Here is a 17,363-nt window from a genome sequence, read left to right on the forward strand (position 1 = left end):
AATATGAAACACACTTATCACATACATGGTATGACCTGCAATGGTTGTCGCAGTCACGTTGAACAAACACTTTCAGAAGTGGATGGTGTGAAAAACGCATCTGTAGATTTAGAAAAAGCAGAAGCTACGATTGAAATGCAATCACATATTGCTTTAGAGACTTTTCAAAAAGCTTTGCAGAAAGATGGCGGTAACTATTCAATTCATAACCCCGGAGAACAACATCATAATGACACTAACCCGAAAGAAAATATAGAAAAACCAAAAGGCAAAGGGACAGGAACTTTCTACTGCCCGATGCGTTGCGAAGGTGATAAGACTTATAACAAACCTGGTGATTGCCCAGTCTGCGGAATGGATCTTATAGAAGAACAGAATTTATCGGCTACTTCAACTGAACAATGGACATGCCCAATGCATCCTGAAGTGATAAAAGACAAACCAGGCGCCTGCCCTATCTGTGGGATGGATCTCGTACCGATGCAGCCAGACCTTTCTTCCGAAGAAAAAACATATAAAAAACTATTGAAGAAATTCTGGATAGCTGTAGGTTTTACGCTACCCATTTTCTTGATTGCCATGAGCGAGATGATTCCGAGCAATCCCTTATACGATGTGATGGGACAGAAATGGTGGAACTGGATTCAGTTTTGTCTATCGATACCGGTTGTCTTTTATGCAACTTGGATGTTCTTTGAGCGAGCATACAGAAGTATAAAGACTTGGAATCTTAATATGTTCACACTTATTGGTATTGGAGCAGGAGTTGCGTGGCTTTTCAGTGTATTCGGCATGTTGTTTCCAGATTTCTTTCCTGAGCAATTTAAAACGGAATCTGGCGCAGTTCATGTATATTTTGAAGCTGCTACGGTCATTCTTACCTTAGTATTGATGGGTCAAGTTTTGGAAGCCCGTGCGCACAGTAAAACCAATACAGCAGTTAAAGAACTACTAAAACTCGCACCCAATAAAGCCGTTAAAGTAGTACATGGTAACGAAGTAGAAGTCTCTATAGACCAAATTCAAAAAGGAGATATTTTACGGGTAAAGCCAGGTGATAAAATTCCTGTTGATGGTGTTCTTACAGAAGGTCAAACGACCATAGATGAATCTATGATATCGGGAGAACCAATTCCCGTTAATAAAACAGTAGACGATAGGGTAAATAGTGGTACCATCAATGGCAATCAATCTTTTTTAATGAAAGCCGAAAAGGTAGGTAGTGAGACCCTGCTTTCACAAATAATACATATGGTAAACGATGCCAGTCGCAGTCGTGCACCAATCCAGAAATTGGCAGATACGGTTTCTGGATATTTTGTGCCAGTTGTGGTCTTTATTTCGATAATCACTTTTGTAATTTGGTCAATATGGGGTCCAGAACCAGTCTATGTTTATGCATTGGTCAATGCCATTGCTGTATTGATTATTGCATGCCCTTGTGCTTTGGGGTTGGCAACACCGATGTCTATAATGGTTGGCGTTGGTAAAGGTGCTCAAAATGGGGTATTAATCAAAAATGCTGAAGCCCTTGAGAACATGGACAAGGTGGATACACTTATTATTGATAAAACAGGAACGATTACAGAAGGAAAACCAACAGTTGAGAAAATAGGGGTTTTTGGAGAGCACTTCAACGAAAGCGAAATTTTACATTTTATAGCATCCTTAAATAGTTCGAGTGAGCACCCACTTGCAGAAGCTACCGTAAAATATGGTAGGGAACAAAAAATTGAAATTTCAAAAACCGAAAACTTCAGTGCGGTTACAGGAAAAGGTGTCGAAGGAACGGTTGATGGGAAGAAGCTCGATTTGGGTAATGTAAAAATGATGGAGTATGCAAATGCAACGGTATCATCAGAAATGGAAAGTGAAGTGCAATTTTTTCAGAAACAAGGGAAGACAGTTTCTTATTTGTCGATAGATAGTAACGTATCAGGGTTTGTGGTAATAGGTGATAAAATTAAATTGACGAGTGCCAAAGCAATCAAAGAACTACAAGATATAGGCATTGCCGTAATCATGCTAACGGGTGACAATCATGATACTGCTCAAGCCGTAGCTAAAGAACTAAATCTTGCAGACTTCAAAGCAGGTATGTTACCAGAAGATAAATTGAAAGAAGTCGAAAAATTACAACAACAAGGAAAAGTTGTAGCAATGGCGGGCGATGGTATCAATGATGCTCCAGCACTTGCTAAGAGCAATGTTGGTATTGCGATGGGAACAGGAACTGATGTCGCTATTAAAAGCGCAATGATCACATTGGTCAAAGGCGATTTACATGGCATTGTAAAAGCTCGAAATTTAAGTCATGTCGTCATGAAAAACATCAAACAGAATCTATTTTTTGCATTAATATATAATACGCTAGGCGTACCAATAGCTGCAGGAGTACTATTCCCCTTTTTTGGGATATTATTGTCGCCTATGATTGCTGCGCTAGCGATGAGCTTTAGCTCTGTTTCAGTTATTGCAAATGCATTGAGATTAAAAACAAAGTCAATAGATTAATACTTATCAAATGTCTGTATTGAATAAATGATGTCGATGATTTCGAGATTGGAAAACAAATAGAATTTGAATTTACAATGTTATTACATACATAATTTTAAGAGCCATTAATATGAAAAAGAACGTTTTATATATAGGAATTGCAGTTGTTGTGGGCTTGTTAGCCGGTTGGATCATATTTGGGAACAATGGTACTGAATCGAAATCAGGGTCAGCCATTTCAGATACACATGACCATTCTAACGAAATTCAAGAAGTATGGACCTGTTCAATGCACCCACAGATAATGCAACCAGAACCAGGTAACTGTCCTATATGCGGAATGAATCTAATTCCCGTAGAAACCGGTGGTGAAGGTCTTGCGATGAATGAGATAAAAATGACTAAAAATGCAATGTCTCTCGCTAATATTCAAACTAGCATTGTGGGGAGCAACATGTCTTCTGAAAAGGATGGAATAATCTCCCTATCAGGGAAAATTGCTACTAACGAAGAGAACAACTCAGTACAAGCAAGTTATTTTGACGGTCGTATTGAGCAATTGAATGTCAACTATAAAGGACAAAAAGTAAATAACCGTCAACTATTAGCTACGATTTACTCCCCTAACCTAGTTGCAGCGCAACAAGAACTCATAACAGCAGCTTCATTAAAAGAATCACAACCTGCATTATACCAAGCCGTTCGTAACAAATTAAAAAATTGGAAACTTTCAGACACTCAAATCGACGCAATTGAATCCTCAGGTAAAGTCCGTGATAACTTTCCAGTTTACGCTACAATTAACGGAACGGTTTCAGAGGTCATGGCACGGGAAGGTGACTATGTAAAACAAGGGCAACCTATACTTAAAGTAAGTAATCTAAATTCAGTTTGGGCAGATTTTGATGCGTATGAAAATCAAATTTCAAATTTAAAAGAAGGACAAAAAATTAAGGTTGAGGCCAATGCCTATAGCAACAAAGAATTTGATGCAACCATTACATTTATTGACCCTATGCTAAATAACGCTACGCGTACCGTGACGGTTAGGGCAACAATAAAAAATAATGATAATTTGTTTAAACCCGGGATGTTTGTAACGGGCAAAGTTCAAGGAACTAAGACACAGTCAGAAATGCTTAGCGTTCCTGCCAGTGCTGTAATGTGGACCGGTGAACGTTCATTAGTCTATGTAAAAACTAATCCCAACGAACCCGTTTTTGAAATGCGAGAAGTTTCTATCCATAACCGAAATGGCGAAAATTATACGATTAGTTCTGGTGTACAAACTGGTGAAGAGATAGTTACTAATGGTATTTTCACTGTAGATGCTGCAGCACAATTACAAGGGAAAAAATCAATGATGAACAAGGCAAAGGAAGATGCAACTGAAATGCCTAAATCTCAAATGAGATTGAAATTTTCTGAGCGCTTTACAAATAACTTTAACAACGTAATCAAGCCCTACTTAAAAATGAAAGATGCTTTTGTAGCGACTGATGCCAAACAAATTTCCGCTTTTGCAAAAATGACTTCTAAAGCTATGAAATCTGCTGACACAAAAGATCTTGGTAAAATGGAACAATCACATATTAATAAAACCATTGATATGCTCGATGCTATTGGTAAAAGTGATAATATTAAAAATCAACGTGCAGATTTTATAATATTAAATGAAAATTTAGTTGCTATAGCTATGAATATCAAGGGAGCAAATCCGTTGTTATATGTTCAAAAATGTCCGATGGCAAACAACAACAAGGGTGCTATTTGGCTAAGTACTGAAAAGGATATTAAAAATCCTTATTATGGTGATGACATGCTCACTTGTGGTAGTGTAATCGAAGAGATTAATGAATGACAAATAACCATATCACTAATTCCTTTAACTACAATACCTTACGGCTGAACAAAGGAATTTTCATTATAAATATGCTTAGGTACATACTTATCAATAATGTAGGGTGTAATAGCCTTAAGAGTACTCCCATTAATTGGATGAAGCCCAGGAGCAGTAAAATATTCGATTTCATCATTACCCTTTTTGAAATACCAAATCAAAGGTTCGTTGGTTACTTCATCAAAAAAATCTGTGGTTAACCCTACTGGTGTTTTTTCAAAATTCGTTAATCTTAAAGGGTCTAAAGGAACTACTTTTCCCTTGTAACTTACAGCGCAATCAACCTTTTCAAAATGATTCTGTATCCATACCATACACTCACCATTTTTCAAAAGCTTTTCTTCTCCATCTTTATTATAAACAAAAAATAATATTGATCCTGCTAAAAGAACGAGCCCTATACTACTTAAAAGTATCCGATTTTTTTTTCTAACAATTTCAATTCTTTCTCCCCCATTTTTTTGAACATAATCTGCATATGATCCAAAATTTAAATATTGACATAACATATTAATGGTATGTTCACTTTGCTTTCCTACATTACTTTTTTCATCAAAATACTTATCATATAATCTTTCTAAGGTTTTAGAACTTAAATCTATTGATTTAGAAATATGGTTACACAGTGCATTTTTGCTGTCCCCAGCACATTCAGATTTTGCCTTATCAAAAACTTTCTCAACTATGTCCTTAATTATTACCCTTTTCATACCGTTAAAATACAATTTTAAAATTACAGCAACATAAACAAAACAGCTCTTATACCCTAAAATCATTGGTGTCTAACAATTGTCTTATACATGTCTAAGATTTGTCTAGACCAAAATATTCATCATTACTTTTCTTTGTCTCAGATTGATTTAGGCACTGTATTGCAACCTTTGCCATCTAGAAAGTCAATCTCACGGAAATCTAAAATGCGGTCGGTAAATAACCCGGTTGAGAAGTAGGTTAGGCACTACCGCATTTGGATTTCTACTTCTCAAACTTGGGAGACGTCCCTTCATTTTTCAACGCGATAAACATCGCAATAAATCACTGAGTAATAATTCGGACGGCCATTGGCATGTCCAAAATTAACGGACAAAATGAAAAAAATATTTATAGTTTTATGTATGGTAATCCTCAATTCAGCATTTATTTCCTGTAATCCAGAAAATTTAGCTGAGGAAGAAGTTGAGCTACAAGCCTGCTGTAGTGATGGTGAAGACATTCCACCTCCACCTCCGCCACCACCGACAGGAAATTAATAACTAATTTGTTTTTACATTAGAGGAATGAAACCTATTAAAATTTCATTCCTCTTTTTTAATACTATAAAAATAGTATTGCTGTTTTGTACCGCTACCTTTTCTTTTGCCCAAACAGAAATTGATAGTTCACTGTATTATTACAATGCAATTATAGCTCCGGAATTGCCGGAAGATCTTCCTTCTGCAATAAATTACTATATCAAAAAGAAACAACAAAATTTAAATACAAAAGATACTCTTAAAGCTATTAGCAATTTACGGCTATTGGCCATGGGAGAATTTAAAATAGGCAATAATTCCGAGAGCGAAAATCACATTGTTGAAGCCTTAGAACTTATCGAATCCATGGCTTTCATGGATACCTTAATCAATGCCAGAGTAGGCTTAAATAATCAATTAGGTCGAATATATAGAGCCTCACGAAATTACCCAGCTGCCCAAAAATATTTTAACAAGGCTTTGGCTATCGCAAAAAAAGCAAAGGACAGCATCATTATACTTAATAATAAGGCAAATGTGTACAAAGATGAACTGGATTACAAGAATGCCATTGACATTTATACCATACTTTATCAAAAAAGTTTAAAGACCCAAGACAGTCTCCAAATCGCCTTGGTTCTAGACAATTTAGGCTATGTGCAATCAAAAACAAATTCCGCTGAAGCATTAGGCAACCTAAAAAAGGCATTGAAAATCAGAAAGAATAAAAATTATTTGGTCGGGCTGCATTCAAGCAATAGCCATTTGGCAGAATATTATTTGGATAGAAACGATACCGCTCAAGCAATAACCTATTCGCAGAATGCCTTGAATTTGGCCAATACTATAAATAGTAGCTCCCTTAAACTAGACGCACTTTCACTATTTATGAGATTGGACAAAAACCCCTTCGTTAATGAATATAAACGATTAGCAGATAGTATATCCAATGTCAAACAACTTGTAGAAAACAAGAATGCCTATTTAAAATATAATGTAGCCGAGGAGCAAAAGAAAACACAGGCAAGCCAATTACTACAAGAGATAGAGTCCCGAAAACGTTTAATATATCAATTCTTGGCTTTGTTTATTCTACTGGCATTAATCGCTTCCTATTTTATATTTAGATATCGATATAAAAAAGCAAAAATTGAAGAAGTCTATAAAACTGAAACCAGAATTGCCAAAAAAGTACATGATGAAGTGGCTAATGATATGTACAAGGTCATGACATCACTTGAAAATAATCCTAGTATAGATATTGGTGTATTGGATGATTTGGAGAGAATTTATTCAAAAACGAGGGACATTTCCCGAGAAAATAGTGCTATAGACCTTCATCAAGATTACGGTCTTCAATTAAACGATTTATTGGTGGGCTATAAGAACCAAAGTGTAACCATTGTAACCCGTAATCTTTCAAAAATCGATTGGAAGGACGTCTCAGAAATAAAGAAAACCGCAATTTACAGGGTCTTACAAGAATTAATGACCAATATGCGCAAACATAGCATGGCCTCTTCTGTTGCCCTTGTTTTCACGCAAGTAGGTTCCAAAATCGTAATAAAATATCGTGATAACGGTATAGGATGCGACCTTTTTAAAAAAAATGGTCTACAGAATACGGAAACCCGTATTAAATCAATAAATGGAACCATTAGTTTTGAATCTAAGAAGAATGACGGATTTAAAGCGACGATAATAATATAGTTCATGTTTAAAAAGGTTTTAATAGCAGAGGATATGGAAGACATCAATAAAGGTGTACATAGCCTATTGACCGAATTAGGCGTAGCTCATATAAGACAAGTACAATATTGTGATGATGCCTATCTAAAGATTAAAAGAGGCGTATTGGACAATGAACCCTTTGAATTGCTTATTACTGACCTATCTTTCAAAGCCGATCATCGTTCGCAAAAATATCCTTCGGGTGAAGCGTTGGTTGAAAAACTTAAAAGCGAGTTTCCTACGTTAAAGGTTATCGTCTATTCTGTTGAAGATAGGCTACAACCGGTACGCAACCTTTTCAACAAACATGGTATAGATGCCTATGTATGTAAAAGTAGGGCTGGACTCAAAAATCTTACCACTGCCATTGACAAAGTATTTAGTGGTGCTACTTTTTTATCTGATGAAGTGTCTAATGCATTTAACAGTACTAACGAGCTGGAAATAGATGATTATGATATTTCATTATTAGACAATCTTAGCAAGGGTCTTTCTCAAGAAGAAATAAGTGCCTTGTATAAAGAAAATCATATTACACCTGCTAGTTTAAGCAGCATAGAAAAACGATTGAACAAACTACGCATTCAATTTAATGCGCATAATGCCATTCATTTAGTGGCTATCGTTAAAGACCTTGGGCTGATTTAATCATTCATTTTTTTAAATTTTCTTCCCCCCTTACGGTTACCCGTAAGGGCTTTTGATTTTATGAACTTATGTTTGAGGACTAAAAGAAATTGACAGTGCTTAAATAATAAATTCAATCATTTAGACTTTAGGCCAGCCTACCGGAGAGGTGATCGGGGGAAATATCTGATTCGGGAGGTTTGGCCATTTAGTATGAAGATAGAATACCTATTCATTCAAACATATATCTATACTTATGAAAAACTCAATACTAGCCCTATTTACATTATTAATTTTCATCCCCAAACATAGTAGTGCTCAAGATAATGGTGCCGTTATTGCAGGAGCCGTCGGTGCTCTAGCTGCAATTGGCGCTGGAGTAGCTGCTGTTGAGCAAATGAAGGAACGCGCAGAATTAACAGCTACAGAATGGTTATTGGCCAATAATCCGGAAATCACCAGTTTTTCTTTACAAACCATAGATTTCGATGGCAAAAAATTGAAGGATATGTCCTCTGCTTCCGTTATTACTTTTAAAATCCAAGAATTTGTACCCAGCGATAAACCAGAATTGGATGGCAAAAAACAAGTATTGCTTGGGTTTACAAGCCATGGCTGGATCAATGAATACGGTATTGACTTCAATAAAATAAAATGGTTTTTAATTGATGAGGCAGAATGGACAAAAATGATGGTCGCCTATGTAAAAGTGGCCTCGAGTGAAAAAAATGATGCTAGTTTGGAATCAATTTTAAGAGATGGTAAAATAGTCAACAAAGGAGTTAGGGTAAAAAGCAAAATGACCATCCCATTTTATCAACTATCGGGTGACATGTACGTAGTCACGGACTATTCAAGTGAAATGAAATTTATTTATAACGAAAGATCACTAGGTATTTTTCTTAAAGACACACGAGATTTGGTTCAAATCAAACGCGGAAGTCTAATTGAGCTTCATGAGTTTTTCTTCGATAATTGAGGTTTTTACTTTAGACTGAAATTCAAATAAACCGGTAAGTGATCTGATAGCTTTCTAGCTTCCTCTAAATTCTCACACACCTTTACAAAATCGATTGCCCTCCCCTCTATTTTCGAAACATTCTTTGAATAAAAAATATTATCAATAGGATAATTTAAATAGTCATTTCCGTCACAACTTTGTTTTAATGTAGTGCTCTGATTGTTGATTGATGCTTTATAGCCTATAGTTTTTAAACCATTAAAGACTAGTTCTTTTTCATTTACGTTAAAATCACCGGCTAGGATAATTGGGTGCTGTGATGAATTAATTTTCAAATAATCCGTAATAGCCAATATTTCACTTTCCGGATTTTTATCATAGGGTCTAGAGTGAAAATTGAGTATGGTTAACTTCTTTCCTTTTATATAAAAATCTAGATAGAAAGGTTCTCGGTCCACAAGAGAATCTAAATCTGCAATCAGTAGCCCTCTGTTTTTAATTTTGATATTCTTTGTCTTCCAAATAAACGCATAACGCTCTGTAACGTACTTAGTACTATTGGTGGGGTTGCTAATTACATAATCCCATTTACTCCCTTTTCTATTCAAATTATCCGCAAGTTTAGCTACTGCTTGGGCACCACCATAACCTGCTACCACTTCTTGTATAGCAACAATATCTGCATCGCTTACTATTTCTGCCATTTCATCTAATTCTTCATTGCTTTTGGTTCTACCGAAATCTCTAATATTCCAAGAGATAATACTAATGGCTTCTTGGGATGAAATATTGAAATGGAGAAGAACTAGAAATAGAAACAGGGTCTTTTTAAACATAGAATATTTTATTACGAAACGAAATTAACATAAATAGATTTTGTTGGTTACGGAATACCGTAATCAATATTAAAAGGAGGTAGTACTTTTCTTGAAAAGTTAAATTCAAAACGTAATAAAAAAAATATCGCTTCTTAAAAATTAGAATCTATTATAATTCTATGCATCCCAACAATTTGTCGTTGATACAATGCCAGAAAAAGAAACCAAAAATTCAATTAATCCTACAATACAGATAAAAACACCTAATTCTTATAGAATAAGGTGTTTTTTTGGATGAAAGCTTCACAACTAACTGAAATTCCGTTGATCTTACAGAGAAAGAGGAATTACTTTTGGTTTTCCCTACCATGAAAACACCTTACAATAAAGCTCAAAACTGTATAGGCATTTTTTGAATTATTTGTTTTTATGTTCTTAAAAAAGCAATTTTTTGACATCCTAAAAAACAAAAAAGCCCAATTTCTAAAAAGAAATTGGGCTTTGCTTTAAGCGGAGAAAGAGGAGCTTTACCTCCTATTTTTCTAAAAACACTGTTGAATACCGTGATACTAAAGATGGTTAAAATATAAATCGCATTAAAAATTCATTAGTGTTTTTGGCGCTTGCCAATTCTGTTCTTGTACTTACTTCATAAGCATAGCCTATCATAAGGTGCTTTTTTATAGTAAAGTTCATCAATGCGGCAAAAGCTGCATCTGTCCTATAGGTAGCACCTATGGCAAAATCACCGTTAAAAGACAACATGGTATTAATGTCTACCGAAACTGGTGCACCACTTACATACCGCACCATAGTAGATGGCTGCAGCATAAGGTTATTTCCTGAATTTAACATCAAATCATAACCCGCGGTTGCATACACATGGGGCTTAGCTAATGCCGCCGTGACAATACCTTCCTCATTATCTGCACGGTCTGTTGATAACAAACGTGGCATTGCTATAGATGCGTACCAGTCATTTACTTTTAATAATGCACCTACCCCTACATTAGGATTAAAATTAGAAATGGAATTTACACTTGGATCGGTCATAACATTGTAGGTTTCCAAGCCTGAAGTATTCAAATTATAGAAATTTCCACCCGCTTTTAGACCTAAATATAAGTCCATTGTCTCCGAGAACTTAAGTCGATATGAAAAATCGACCCCAGTAAAAGTCTGGCTTTCTACAAAGGTATTGCTGTTATAAATAGATACTCCCATGCCAAGGTTATTGCCCAAAGAGGTTCCGAAAGAAACCGCTTCGGCACTTGGAGCATTCTTTATTCCTGTCCATTGTTGTCTAAAACTTGAGTTGACCATTGTCACCCCATCTACCCCTACATAAGCCGGGTTATAGAAGTTCATATGATACATATAGTTGGTGATTACACCTTCCTGTTGGGCGAACAATGTACCGCTCACCATAAAAAGTGCGCCTAAAATAATCTTATTAAATATCTGCATGCTAATAATGTCTTTAGTTGAAATTAATGGTTTGGTTAATTTGAAGTGATATACAACCAACCGTCTTGGTCTACTTTACCATCTCCATCAAAATCTATTTGATAGTAATAAGATCCTGCATCTGGTAATTGAGCTCCTAAATCCTTGTAGTGACCATCCCAAGTATTCTGGTAGTTCTTAGCGGAGTATACTTCTTTCCCCCAGGAATTAAAGACCCTTACGATGGAGTTCGGATAGTTCTCTATATTGAAAATTGTCCACGTGTCATTAATTCCGTCACCGTTGGGCGTGAAGGCTTGAGAAACGTTGAGCTCTATAGTATCGCATATATCGCCTAGGCCGTCTTTGTCCCTATCCTCTTGCCCAGGATTATAAGCCGAAGGACAATTGTCTAATGAATCTTGAACACCATCGTTATCAGCATCCTTTTGTGATTCAGAACAGCCTTGGATATCCACAGCTTCATCTTCTGGTGTATTTGCACATTTGTCTTCTGCATCATTTACACCATCAAAATCTGTATCTTTTTGAGTATCTGAACAGCCATTGGCATCTACGGTCTCACCTGCTTGAGTATCCGGACATACATCCAACTCGTCATTTACCCCATCACCATCTGCATCCAAGTTTGCATCGAAAGGAAAGGCATCTTCGGTATCTGGAATACCATCATTGTCATCGTCGGTATCGGCATTATCGCCCATACCATCACCATCATTATCGGCAGTTTCTGTATTATCTAACGGGAAGGCATCGTCGGCATTCAAAACACCATCACCGTCAATATCGGCATCGGTGTTATCACCGGTGCCATCACTATCGGTATCTATATCTTCTGTACCATCTAATGGGAAGGCATCATCGGCATTCAAAACACCATCACCGTCAATATCGGCATCGGTATTATCACCGGTACCATCACCATCTGTATCTGTATCTTCTGTACTATCTAATGGGAAGGCATCGTCGGCATTCAAAACACCATCACCGTCGATATCGGTATCGGTGTTATCACCGGTGCCATCACTATCGGTATCGATAGCTTCTGCACTATCTAATGGGAAGGCATCATCGGCATTCAAAACACCATCACCATCAATATCGGTATCCGAATTATCACCGGTTCCATCTCCATCAGTATCTGTATCTTCTGTACCATCTAATGGGAAGGCATCATCGGCATTCAAAACACCATCACCGTCAATATCGGCATCGGTATTATCTCCAGTTCCATCACTATCGGTATCGGTATCTTCTGTACCATCTAATGGGAAGGCATCATCGGCATTTAAAACACCATCACCGTCGATATCATCATCGCACACATCACCAAAAGCATCATTGTCTAAATTAGCCTGATCTGCATTGCTTGTCATAGGGCAATTATCAACATCATCTAGGATACCATCACTATCTTGATCGTAACTAGAACAATCTTTACCACCATCTGTAATGGTCCAACCATAGGTTGTTGCCAATTCATTTCTACCAGTTTCCCCATAACAATACACACTATTACCACCACTAAAGGTAATACCAGTAGGTATCTGTGTTTCTCCAGCATCTAGCGTACTCCAGCCATTTAATATTTTATCATAATTCTCTGGAGATAAGGTTACTCCAGTAAACATATTGGTAAGACCTCCTCGCCCACGGCGGCCACCACCTATGACACTACTTATATTCCAGGAACCAAGATCTTGATTAAAAGAAGTCGCTCCATTGAACATTTCATTCATATTGTTCACATTACTTACATCCCAAGAACCAATATCTTGATTAAACGCCGTAGCTCCTTTGAACACATAACTCAAATCTGTGACATTACTCATGTTCCAAGAACCAATGTCTTGATTAAAAGCAATTGCACCATCAAACATACTAGACATACCTTGTAAGCTCGTTAGATTCCATAAGCTAATGTCTTGATTAAAAGAAGTTGCAGATCTGAACATCCAATTCATACTACCTACATTACTAACATTCCATGAACCAATGTCTTGGTTAAAAGAAGTTGCTCCATCAAACATAGAATACATAGCAGTAGCACTACTAACATCCCAAGTGCTTATATTCTGATTAAAAGACGTTGCACGGTTGAATAAATTACCCATTTCGGTCACGTTGCTTACATCCCAACCACCAATATCTTGATTAAAAGCAGTTGCTCGATAAAACATTTGGTTCATAGTTGTCACGGTACTCACATCCCAATTATTAATATTACCATTAAAAGAAGCTGCCCCATCGAACATTGAGTTCATATTGGTTACCAATGAGAAGTTTGGGATATCTGTAGCATTAACACTTGTTAAATTTATGCAGTCACTAAAACTATGTTCCATAGAGGTCCATTGTTGTGTACCCCATTGCTCTATCGATAAGATTTTTTCATTATCTCTTGTTCCTATATTCCAATAAAAATATATCCTAGGAAAATCGCCTTTAATGGCCACCGTATAGGTGCCTGTAGTTCCATAATCGTGGGTGATATCACCTGCAACTCCAAAATCATCGAAGGTGCCATCGTTATCCCAATCTACATCATAACTATAGCCCGTACCTGTTGTTGGTATGGTTATAGATGTGGTATTGGAAGTTCCTGGATTATCTGTTTTCCAGGTGGTGATAAAAGAAATTCCAGTACAGTCCAAGCCACTATCCGTAATAGTCCAACCATAAGTTGTTACCAAGTCATTTCTAGCTGCTTCCCCATTACAATATGCACTGTTCCCGCCACTAAAGGTAAGACCAGAAGGTATCTGTGTTTCCCCAGTATCTAAAGTGTTCCAACCTCTTAAAATAGCATCATAATTTATCACAGATAAGGAAACGTTATTAAACATAAAATTTATATCTGTGGCATTACTCAAATCCCAAGTACCAATATTTTGATTAAAAGCAGATGCTTCTCTAAACATGCCATTAAAGTTGAATACATTACTGACATTCCAAGCACTTAAATCTTGATTAAAAGTAGCAGCACCATTGAGCATATTACTTATACTATTTACACTACTTACGTCCCAAGTACTAATATCTTCATTAAAAGCTAATGCCCCTGCGAACATATTGTTCATATTGGTAACCAAAATAAGGTCTGGGGAGTCGGTGGCATTACCTACTAAATTGGTACATCCATAAAAACTATTTTCCATCGATGACCATTGCTGGGTTCCCCATTGCTCAATGGATACAATTTTGTCCTTGTCTCCACCTTTACTGAAATATATCCTCGGAAAATCGCCTTTAATAGCCACCGTATAGGTGCCTGTAATTCCATAATCATGGGTGATATTACCGGTAACTCCAAAATCATCGAAGGTGCCATCGTTTTCCCAATCTATGTCGTAGCTATAGCCTGTGCCTGTTGTTGGTATGGTTATAGATGTGGTATTGGAAGTTCCTGGATTATCTGTTTTCCAGGTGGTGATAAAGAAATCTGTTTCGTTACAAGCTTGTCCACCATCTGTGATAGACCAACCATAGGTGGTTGCCAAGTTATTTCTGGCAGATTCACCGGTACAATACGTGCTAGTACCGCCATCAAAAAGTTGATTGACCGGTATTCTAGTTTCTCCAACATCCAAAGTACTCCAGCCTATCAATAATGAATCGTAATTTGATAGTGATAAAGCGATACTTCTTAACATTCCATCCATCCTGGTAACATTGCTCACATCCCAACTACCAATATTCTGATTAAATGAAGTGGCACCAAAAAACAAACCGTTCATAAAGTTTACATTGCTTACATCCCAATTTCCTATGTCTTGATTATAACTAGAAGCTCCTCTAAACATATTACCCATATTGTTCACCGAATTGAGATTAGGAATATCTAATGCATTCCCTTCTAGATTAATGCAACCAAAAAAACTACGAAACATAGAGGTCCATTGCTGTGTGCCCCATTGTTCAATAGATAAAATTTTGTCTTTATCTCCTTCGTTGTTAAAATAGATTGTTGGGAAAGCCCCTTTAATAGCAACTGTATAGGTGCCGGCAGTACCATAATCATGGGTGATATTTCGTGTAATCCCAAAATCATCGAAGGTGCCATCATTTTCCCAATCTATGTCATAGCTATAGCCTGTGCCTGTTGTTGGGATGGTTATAGAAGTAGAATTGGAGGTTCCTAGATTATCTGTTTTCCAGGTGGTGATAAAGAAATCTGTTGGGTTACAAGCTTGTCCGCCATCAGTAATGGTCCAGCCATAGTTTGTTGCCAATTGATTTCTGGCAGCTTCCCCATAACAATATTTATTTTTACCGCCATGAAAATCAATATTGATTGGTATCTTGGTTTCACCTGTATCCAAGGTGCTCCATCCGTTTAACAAACTGTCATAGTTATCAATTGATAATGATAAAATGTTACCAAAAAGTATATTTACCATATTAGTCACATTACCAACATCCCAGCCCCCAATGTCTTGGTTAAAGGATTCTGCGAAGGCGAACATAGAATGCATACGCGTTACCTTACTCACATTCCAACCCCCAATGTCTTGGTTAAAATTTCTTGCGTCTGAGAACATATAATCCATCGTCGTTACATTCCCGACATTCCAACCCCCAATATTTTGGTTAAATTGCTCCGTAGATGAGAACATACCGTCCATACTAGTTACCTTACTTACATCCCAATTCCCAATATCCTGGTTAAAATTAAACGCGGCACCAAACATATCACGCATATTGGTTACATTACCTACATTCCAATTTCCAATGTTCTGGTTAAAGGAATCCGCTAATAAGAACATGCTACTCATGTTGGTCACATTACTTACATCCCAGTCCCCAATGTCTTGATTGAAAGGTGTAGCCTGAAACATTCCAGACATATTGGTCACCATAGAAAGGTCTGGTATATCAGATGCGTTTCCATTTAAATTCCTACAATCAGCAAAACTACGCTCCATAGAGGTCCATTGCTGGATGCCCCATTGTTCAATGGAAAGTATTTTTTGTTGATCGCTATTAAAACCAAATGTAATATGCGGAAAATTGCCTTTAATGGCCACCGTGAAAGTACCTGCAGTTCCATAATCGTGAGTAATATTGCCGGTAACTCCAAAATCATCGAAGGTGCCATCGTTTTCCCAATCTACATCATAACTATAGCCTCCACCCATAGTTGGAATGGTTATAGAAGTAGAATTGGAGGTTCCTGGATTATCTGTTTTCCAGGTGGTGATAAATTCACCTTGTGCTAGTATACTTCCAAAATTTAGGATGCATAAAACAAAAATGAATAGTAATTTAAAGTTTGGTTTTTTCATTGGTTGTGATTGGTTATACTAATAAATGATTTGTGAAATTTTATAAGAATAGTTAGGGAATAATCAGCGGGATGCCGTTTGTATAACAGCTAATAAACCCTATTTTAAAGGGTATATCGCCTTATTATCTTGGAATCAGTGACTAATTTTTAATCCGTTTCAGAATATGTTACAGCTTAAAGCTAAGGTATGAGCGCAATGATAATTGGGTCGCACTTTAGGTGGTAGGATAATCTCCACATAAATGGCTTGAACGCCATTTAAGATGAAATTAGACAGGCAATTTCTGAAGTCACGCTCACTGAGCATAACGCTAGGCCTATTGTACTTAATAAGAAATAAGGGCTTAAAAAGGTAACGGGAGATCGAATACATAATTCAGAGATTATTGAGAACATGCAAAAATTCCCAGTACATAACCAATATAATTACTGTTTATTGTATTGAATTTTAAAAGAGCACCTTGCCTATCGGTCAAAATTTCCCTTTGACCCCGCATATCATTAAAAAAATAATGAAATTTGATAACAGAAATAAAAAACAACACTTTTCATTAAAGGAGGATATTGATTTACTATCAAAAATGGTTTTATAATACTGGCATCATAAAAGACTGTTTGTAGGTAACCAAAATGTCTATTAGAATGCCTTTAATCATTGCAATTACCTTGTATTTACAACAGAAAAAGACGTTGCACTTTTGCAACTAATTAAATAGCAATATTCTATAAAAATTTATTGTCATTTAAAAGTGAATGACAATTGACACCGAAACTGCACCTTTTAATTCGTATTTAAATGATAGTATTTGAAACTAAAGGAAATAATAAACCCTGTAAATCAATA

Annotated in this window: 10 protein-coding genes; 6 read left to right on the forward strand and 4 right to left on the reverse strand. The window is 36.5% G+C overall.

Features of this window, described 5'->3' with window-relative positions; translation table 11 throughout:
- Positions 1-3 precede the first annotated feature (3 nt).
- Positions 4-2,514 carry a heavy metal translocating P-type ATPase gene (locus tag B5X55_RS07475; RefSeq protein ID WP_079511999.1) on the forward strand — a complete coding sequence of 837 codons (2,511 nt, stop codon included), beginning with the start codon at positions 4-6 and terminating at the stop codon, positions 2,512-2,514.
- A gap of 112 nt (positions 2,515-2,626) precedes the next feature.
- Positions 2,627-4,357, forward strand: a complete 1,731-nt coding sequence (locus B5X55_RS07480) for an efflux RND transporter periplasmic adaptor subunit (protein WP_079512000.1) — start codon at positions 2,627-2,629, stop codon at positions 4,355-4,357.
- Between the two features lie 38 nt (positions 4,358-4,395).
- Here the strand turns inward: B5X55_RS07480 and B5X55_RS07485 are convergent, their stop codons facing one another.
- Positions 4,396-5,106, reverse strand: a complete 711-nt coding sequence (locus B5X55_RS07485; RefSeq protein ID WP_143814432.1) for a hypothetical protein — start codon at positions 5,104-5,106, stop codon at positions 4,396-4,398.
- 378 nt (positions 5,107-5,484) lie between these two features.
- Between B5X55_RS07485 and B5X55_RS18855 the strand changes: the two genes are divergently transcribed.
- From B5X55_RS18855 to B5X55_RS07500, 4 genes are all read left to right on the forward strand, one after another.
- Entirely contained in the window at positions 5,485-5,646 is a 162-nt protein-coding gene (locus B5X55_RS18855; protein ID WP_200811597.1) for a hypothetical protein, read from the forward strand.
- Positions 5,647-5,673: 27 nt separating this feature from the next.
- A complete protein-coding gene (locus B5X55_RS07490; protein WP_079512002.1) occupies positions 5,674-7,338 on the forward strand; it encodes a tetratricopeptide repeat-containing sensor histidine kinase in 1,665 nt (554 codons plus the stop codon).
- A gap of 3 nt (positions 7,339-7,341) precedes the next feature.
- Positions 7,342-8,007, forward strand: a complete 666-nt coding sequence (locus B5X55_RS07495) for a response regulator transcription factor (protein WP_079512003.1) — start codon at positions 7,342-7,344, stop codon at positions 8,005-8,007.
- Between the two features lie 235 nt (positions 8,008-8,242).
- Complete coding sequence (locus B5X55_RS07500; RefSeq protein ID WP_079512004.1) at positions 8,243-8,965, forward strand: hypothetical protein; 723 nt, start codon at positions 8,243-8,245, stop codon at positions 8,963-8,965.
- Positions 8,966-8,970: 5 nt separating this feature from the next.
- Here the strand turns inward: B5X55_RS07500 and B5X55_RS07505 are convergent, their stop codons facing one another.
- From B5X55_RS07505 to B5X55_RS07515, 3 genes are all read right to left on the reverse strand, one after another.
- On the reverse strand, positions 8,971-9,783 hold the full coding sequence (locus B5X55_RS07505) for an endonuclease/exonuclease/phosphatase family protein (RefSeq protein ID WP_079512005.1): 813 nt from the start codon (positions 9,781-9,783) through the stop codon (positions 8,971-8,973).
- A gap of 561 nt (positions 9,784-10,344) precedes the next feature.
- Positions 10,345-11,232 carry a PorP/SprF family type IX secretion system membrane protein gene (locus B5X55_RS07510; protein ID WP_143814433.1) on the reverse strand — a complete coding sequence of 296 codons (888 nt, stop codon included), beginning with the start codon at positions 11,230-11,232 and terminating at the stop codon, positions 10,345-10,347.
- 35 nt (positions 11,233-11,267) lie between these two features.
- Complete coding sequence (locus B5X55_RS07515; RefSeq protein WP_079512007.1) at positions 11,268-16,517, reverse strand: BspA family leucine-rich repeat surface protein; 5,250 nt, start codon at positions 16,515-16,517, stop codon at positions 11,268-11,270.
- Positions 16,518-17,363 lie beyond the last annotated feature (846 nt).

Origin of the sequence: Maribacter arcticus, from assembly GCF_900167935.1 — a bacterium.
Classification (GTDB): Bacteria; Bacteroidota; Bacteroidia; order Flavobacteriales; family Flavobacteriaceae; genus Maribacter; species Maribacter arcticus.

Bases quoted from the DNA above. Each gene is read 5' to 3' on its own strand.
- B5X55_RS07495 (WP_079512003.1), top strand. From the start codon at position 7,342: ATGTTTAAAAAGGTTTTAATAGCAGAGGATATGGAAGACATCAATAAA.
- B5X55_RS18855 (WP_200811597.1), top strand. From the start codon at position 5,485: ATGAAAAAAATATTTATAGTTTTATGTATGGTAATCCTCAATTCAGCA.
- B5X55_RS07485 (WP_143814432.1), bottom strand. From the start codon at position 5,106: ATGAAAAGGGTAATAATTAAGGACATAGTTGAGAAAGTTTTTGATAAG.
- B5X55_RS07500 (WP_079512004.1), top strand. From the start codon at position 8,243: ATGAAAAACTCAATACTAGCCCTATTTACATTATTAATTTTCATCCCC.
- B5X55_RS07475 (WP_079511999.1), top strand. From the start codon at position 4: ATGAAACACACTTATCACATACATGGTATGACCTGCAATGGTTGTCGC.
- B5X55_RS07490 (WP_079512002.1), top strand. From the start codon at position 5,674: ATGAAACCTATTAAAATTTCATTCCTCTTTTTTAATACTATAAAAATA.
- B5X55_RS07505 (WP_079512005.1), bottom strand. From the start codon at position 9,783: ATGTTTAAAAAGACCCTGTTTCTATTTCTAGTTCTTCTCCATTTCAAT.
- B5X55_RS07510 (WP_143814433.1), bottom strand. From the start codon at position 11,232: ATGCAGATATTTAATAAGATTATTTTAGGCGCACTTTTTATGGTGAGC.
- B5X55_RS07515 (WP_079512007.1), bottom strand. From the start codon at position 16,517: ATGAAAAAACCAAACTTTAAATTACTATTCATTTTTGTTTTATGCATC.
- B5X55_RS07480 (WP_079512000.1), top strand. From the start codon at position 2,627: ATGAAAAAGAACGTTTTATATATAGGAATTGCAGTTGTTGTGGGCTTG.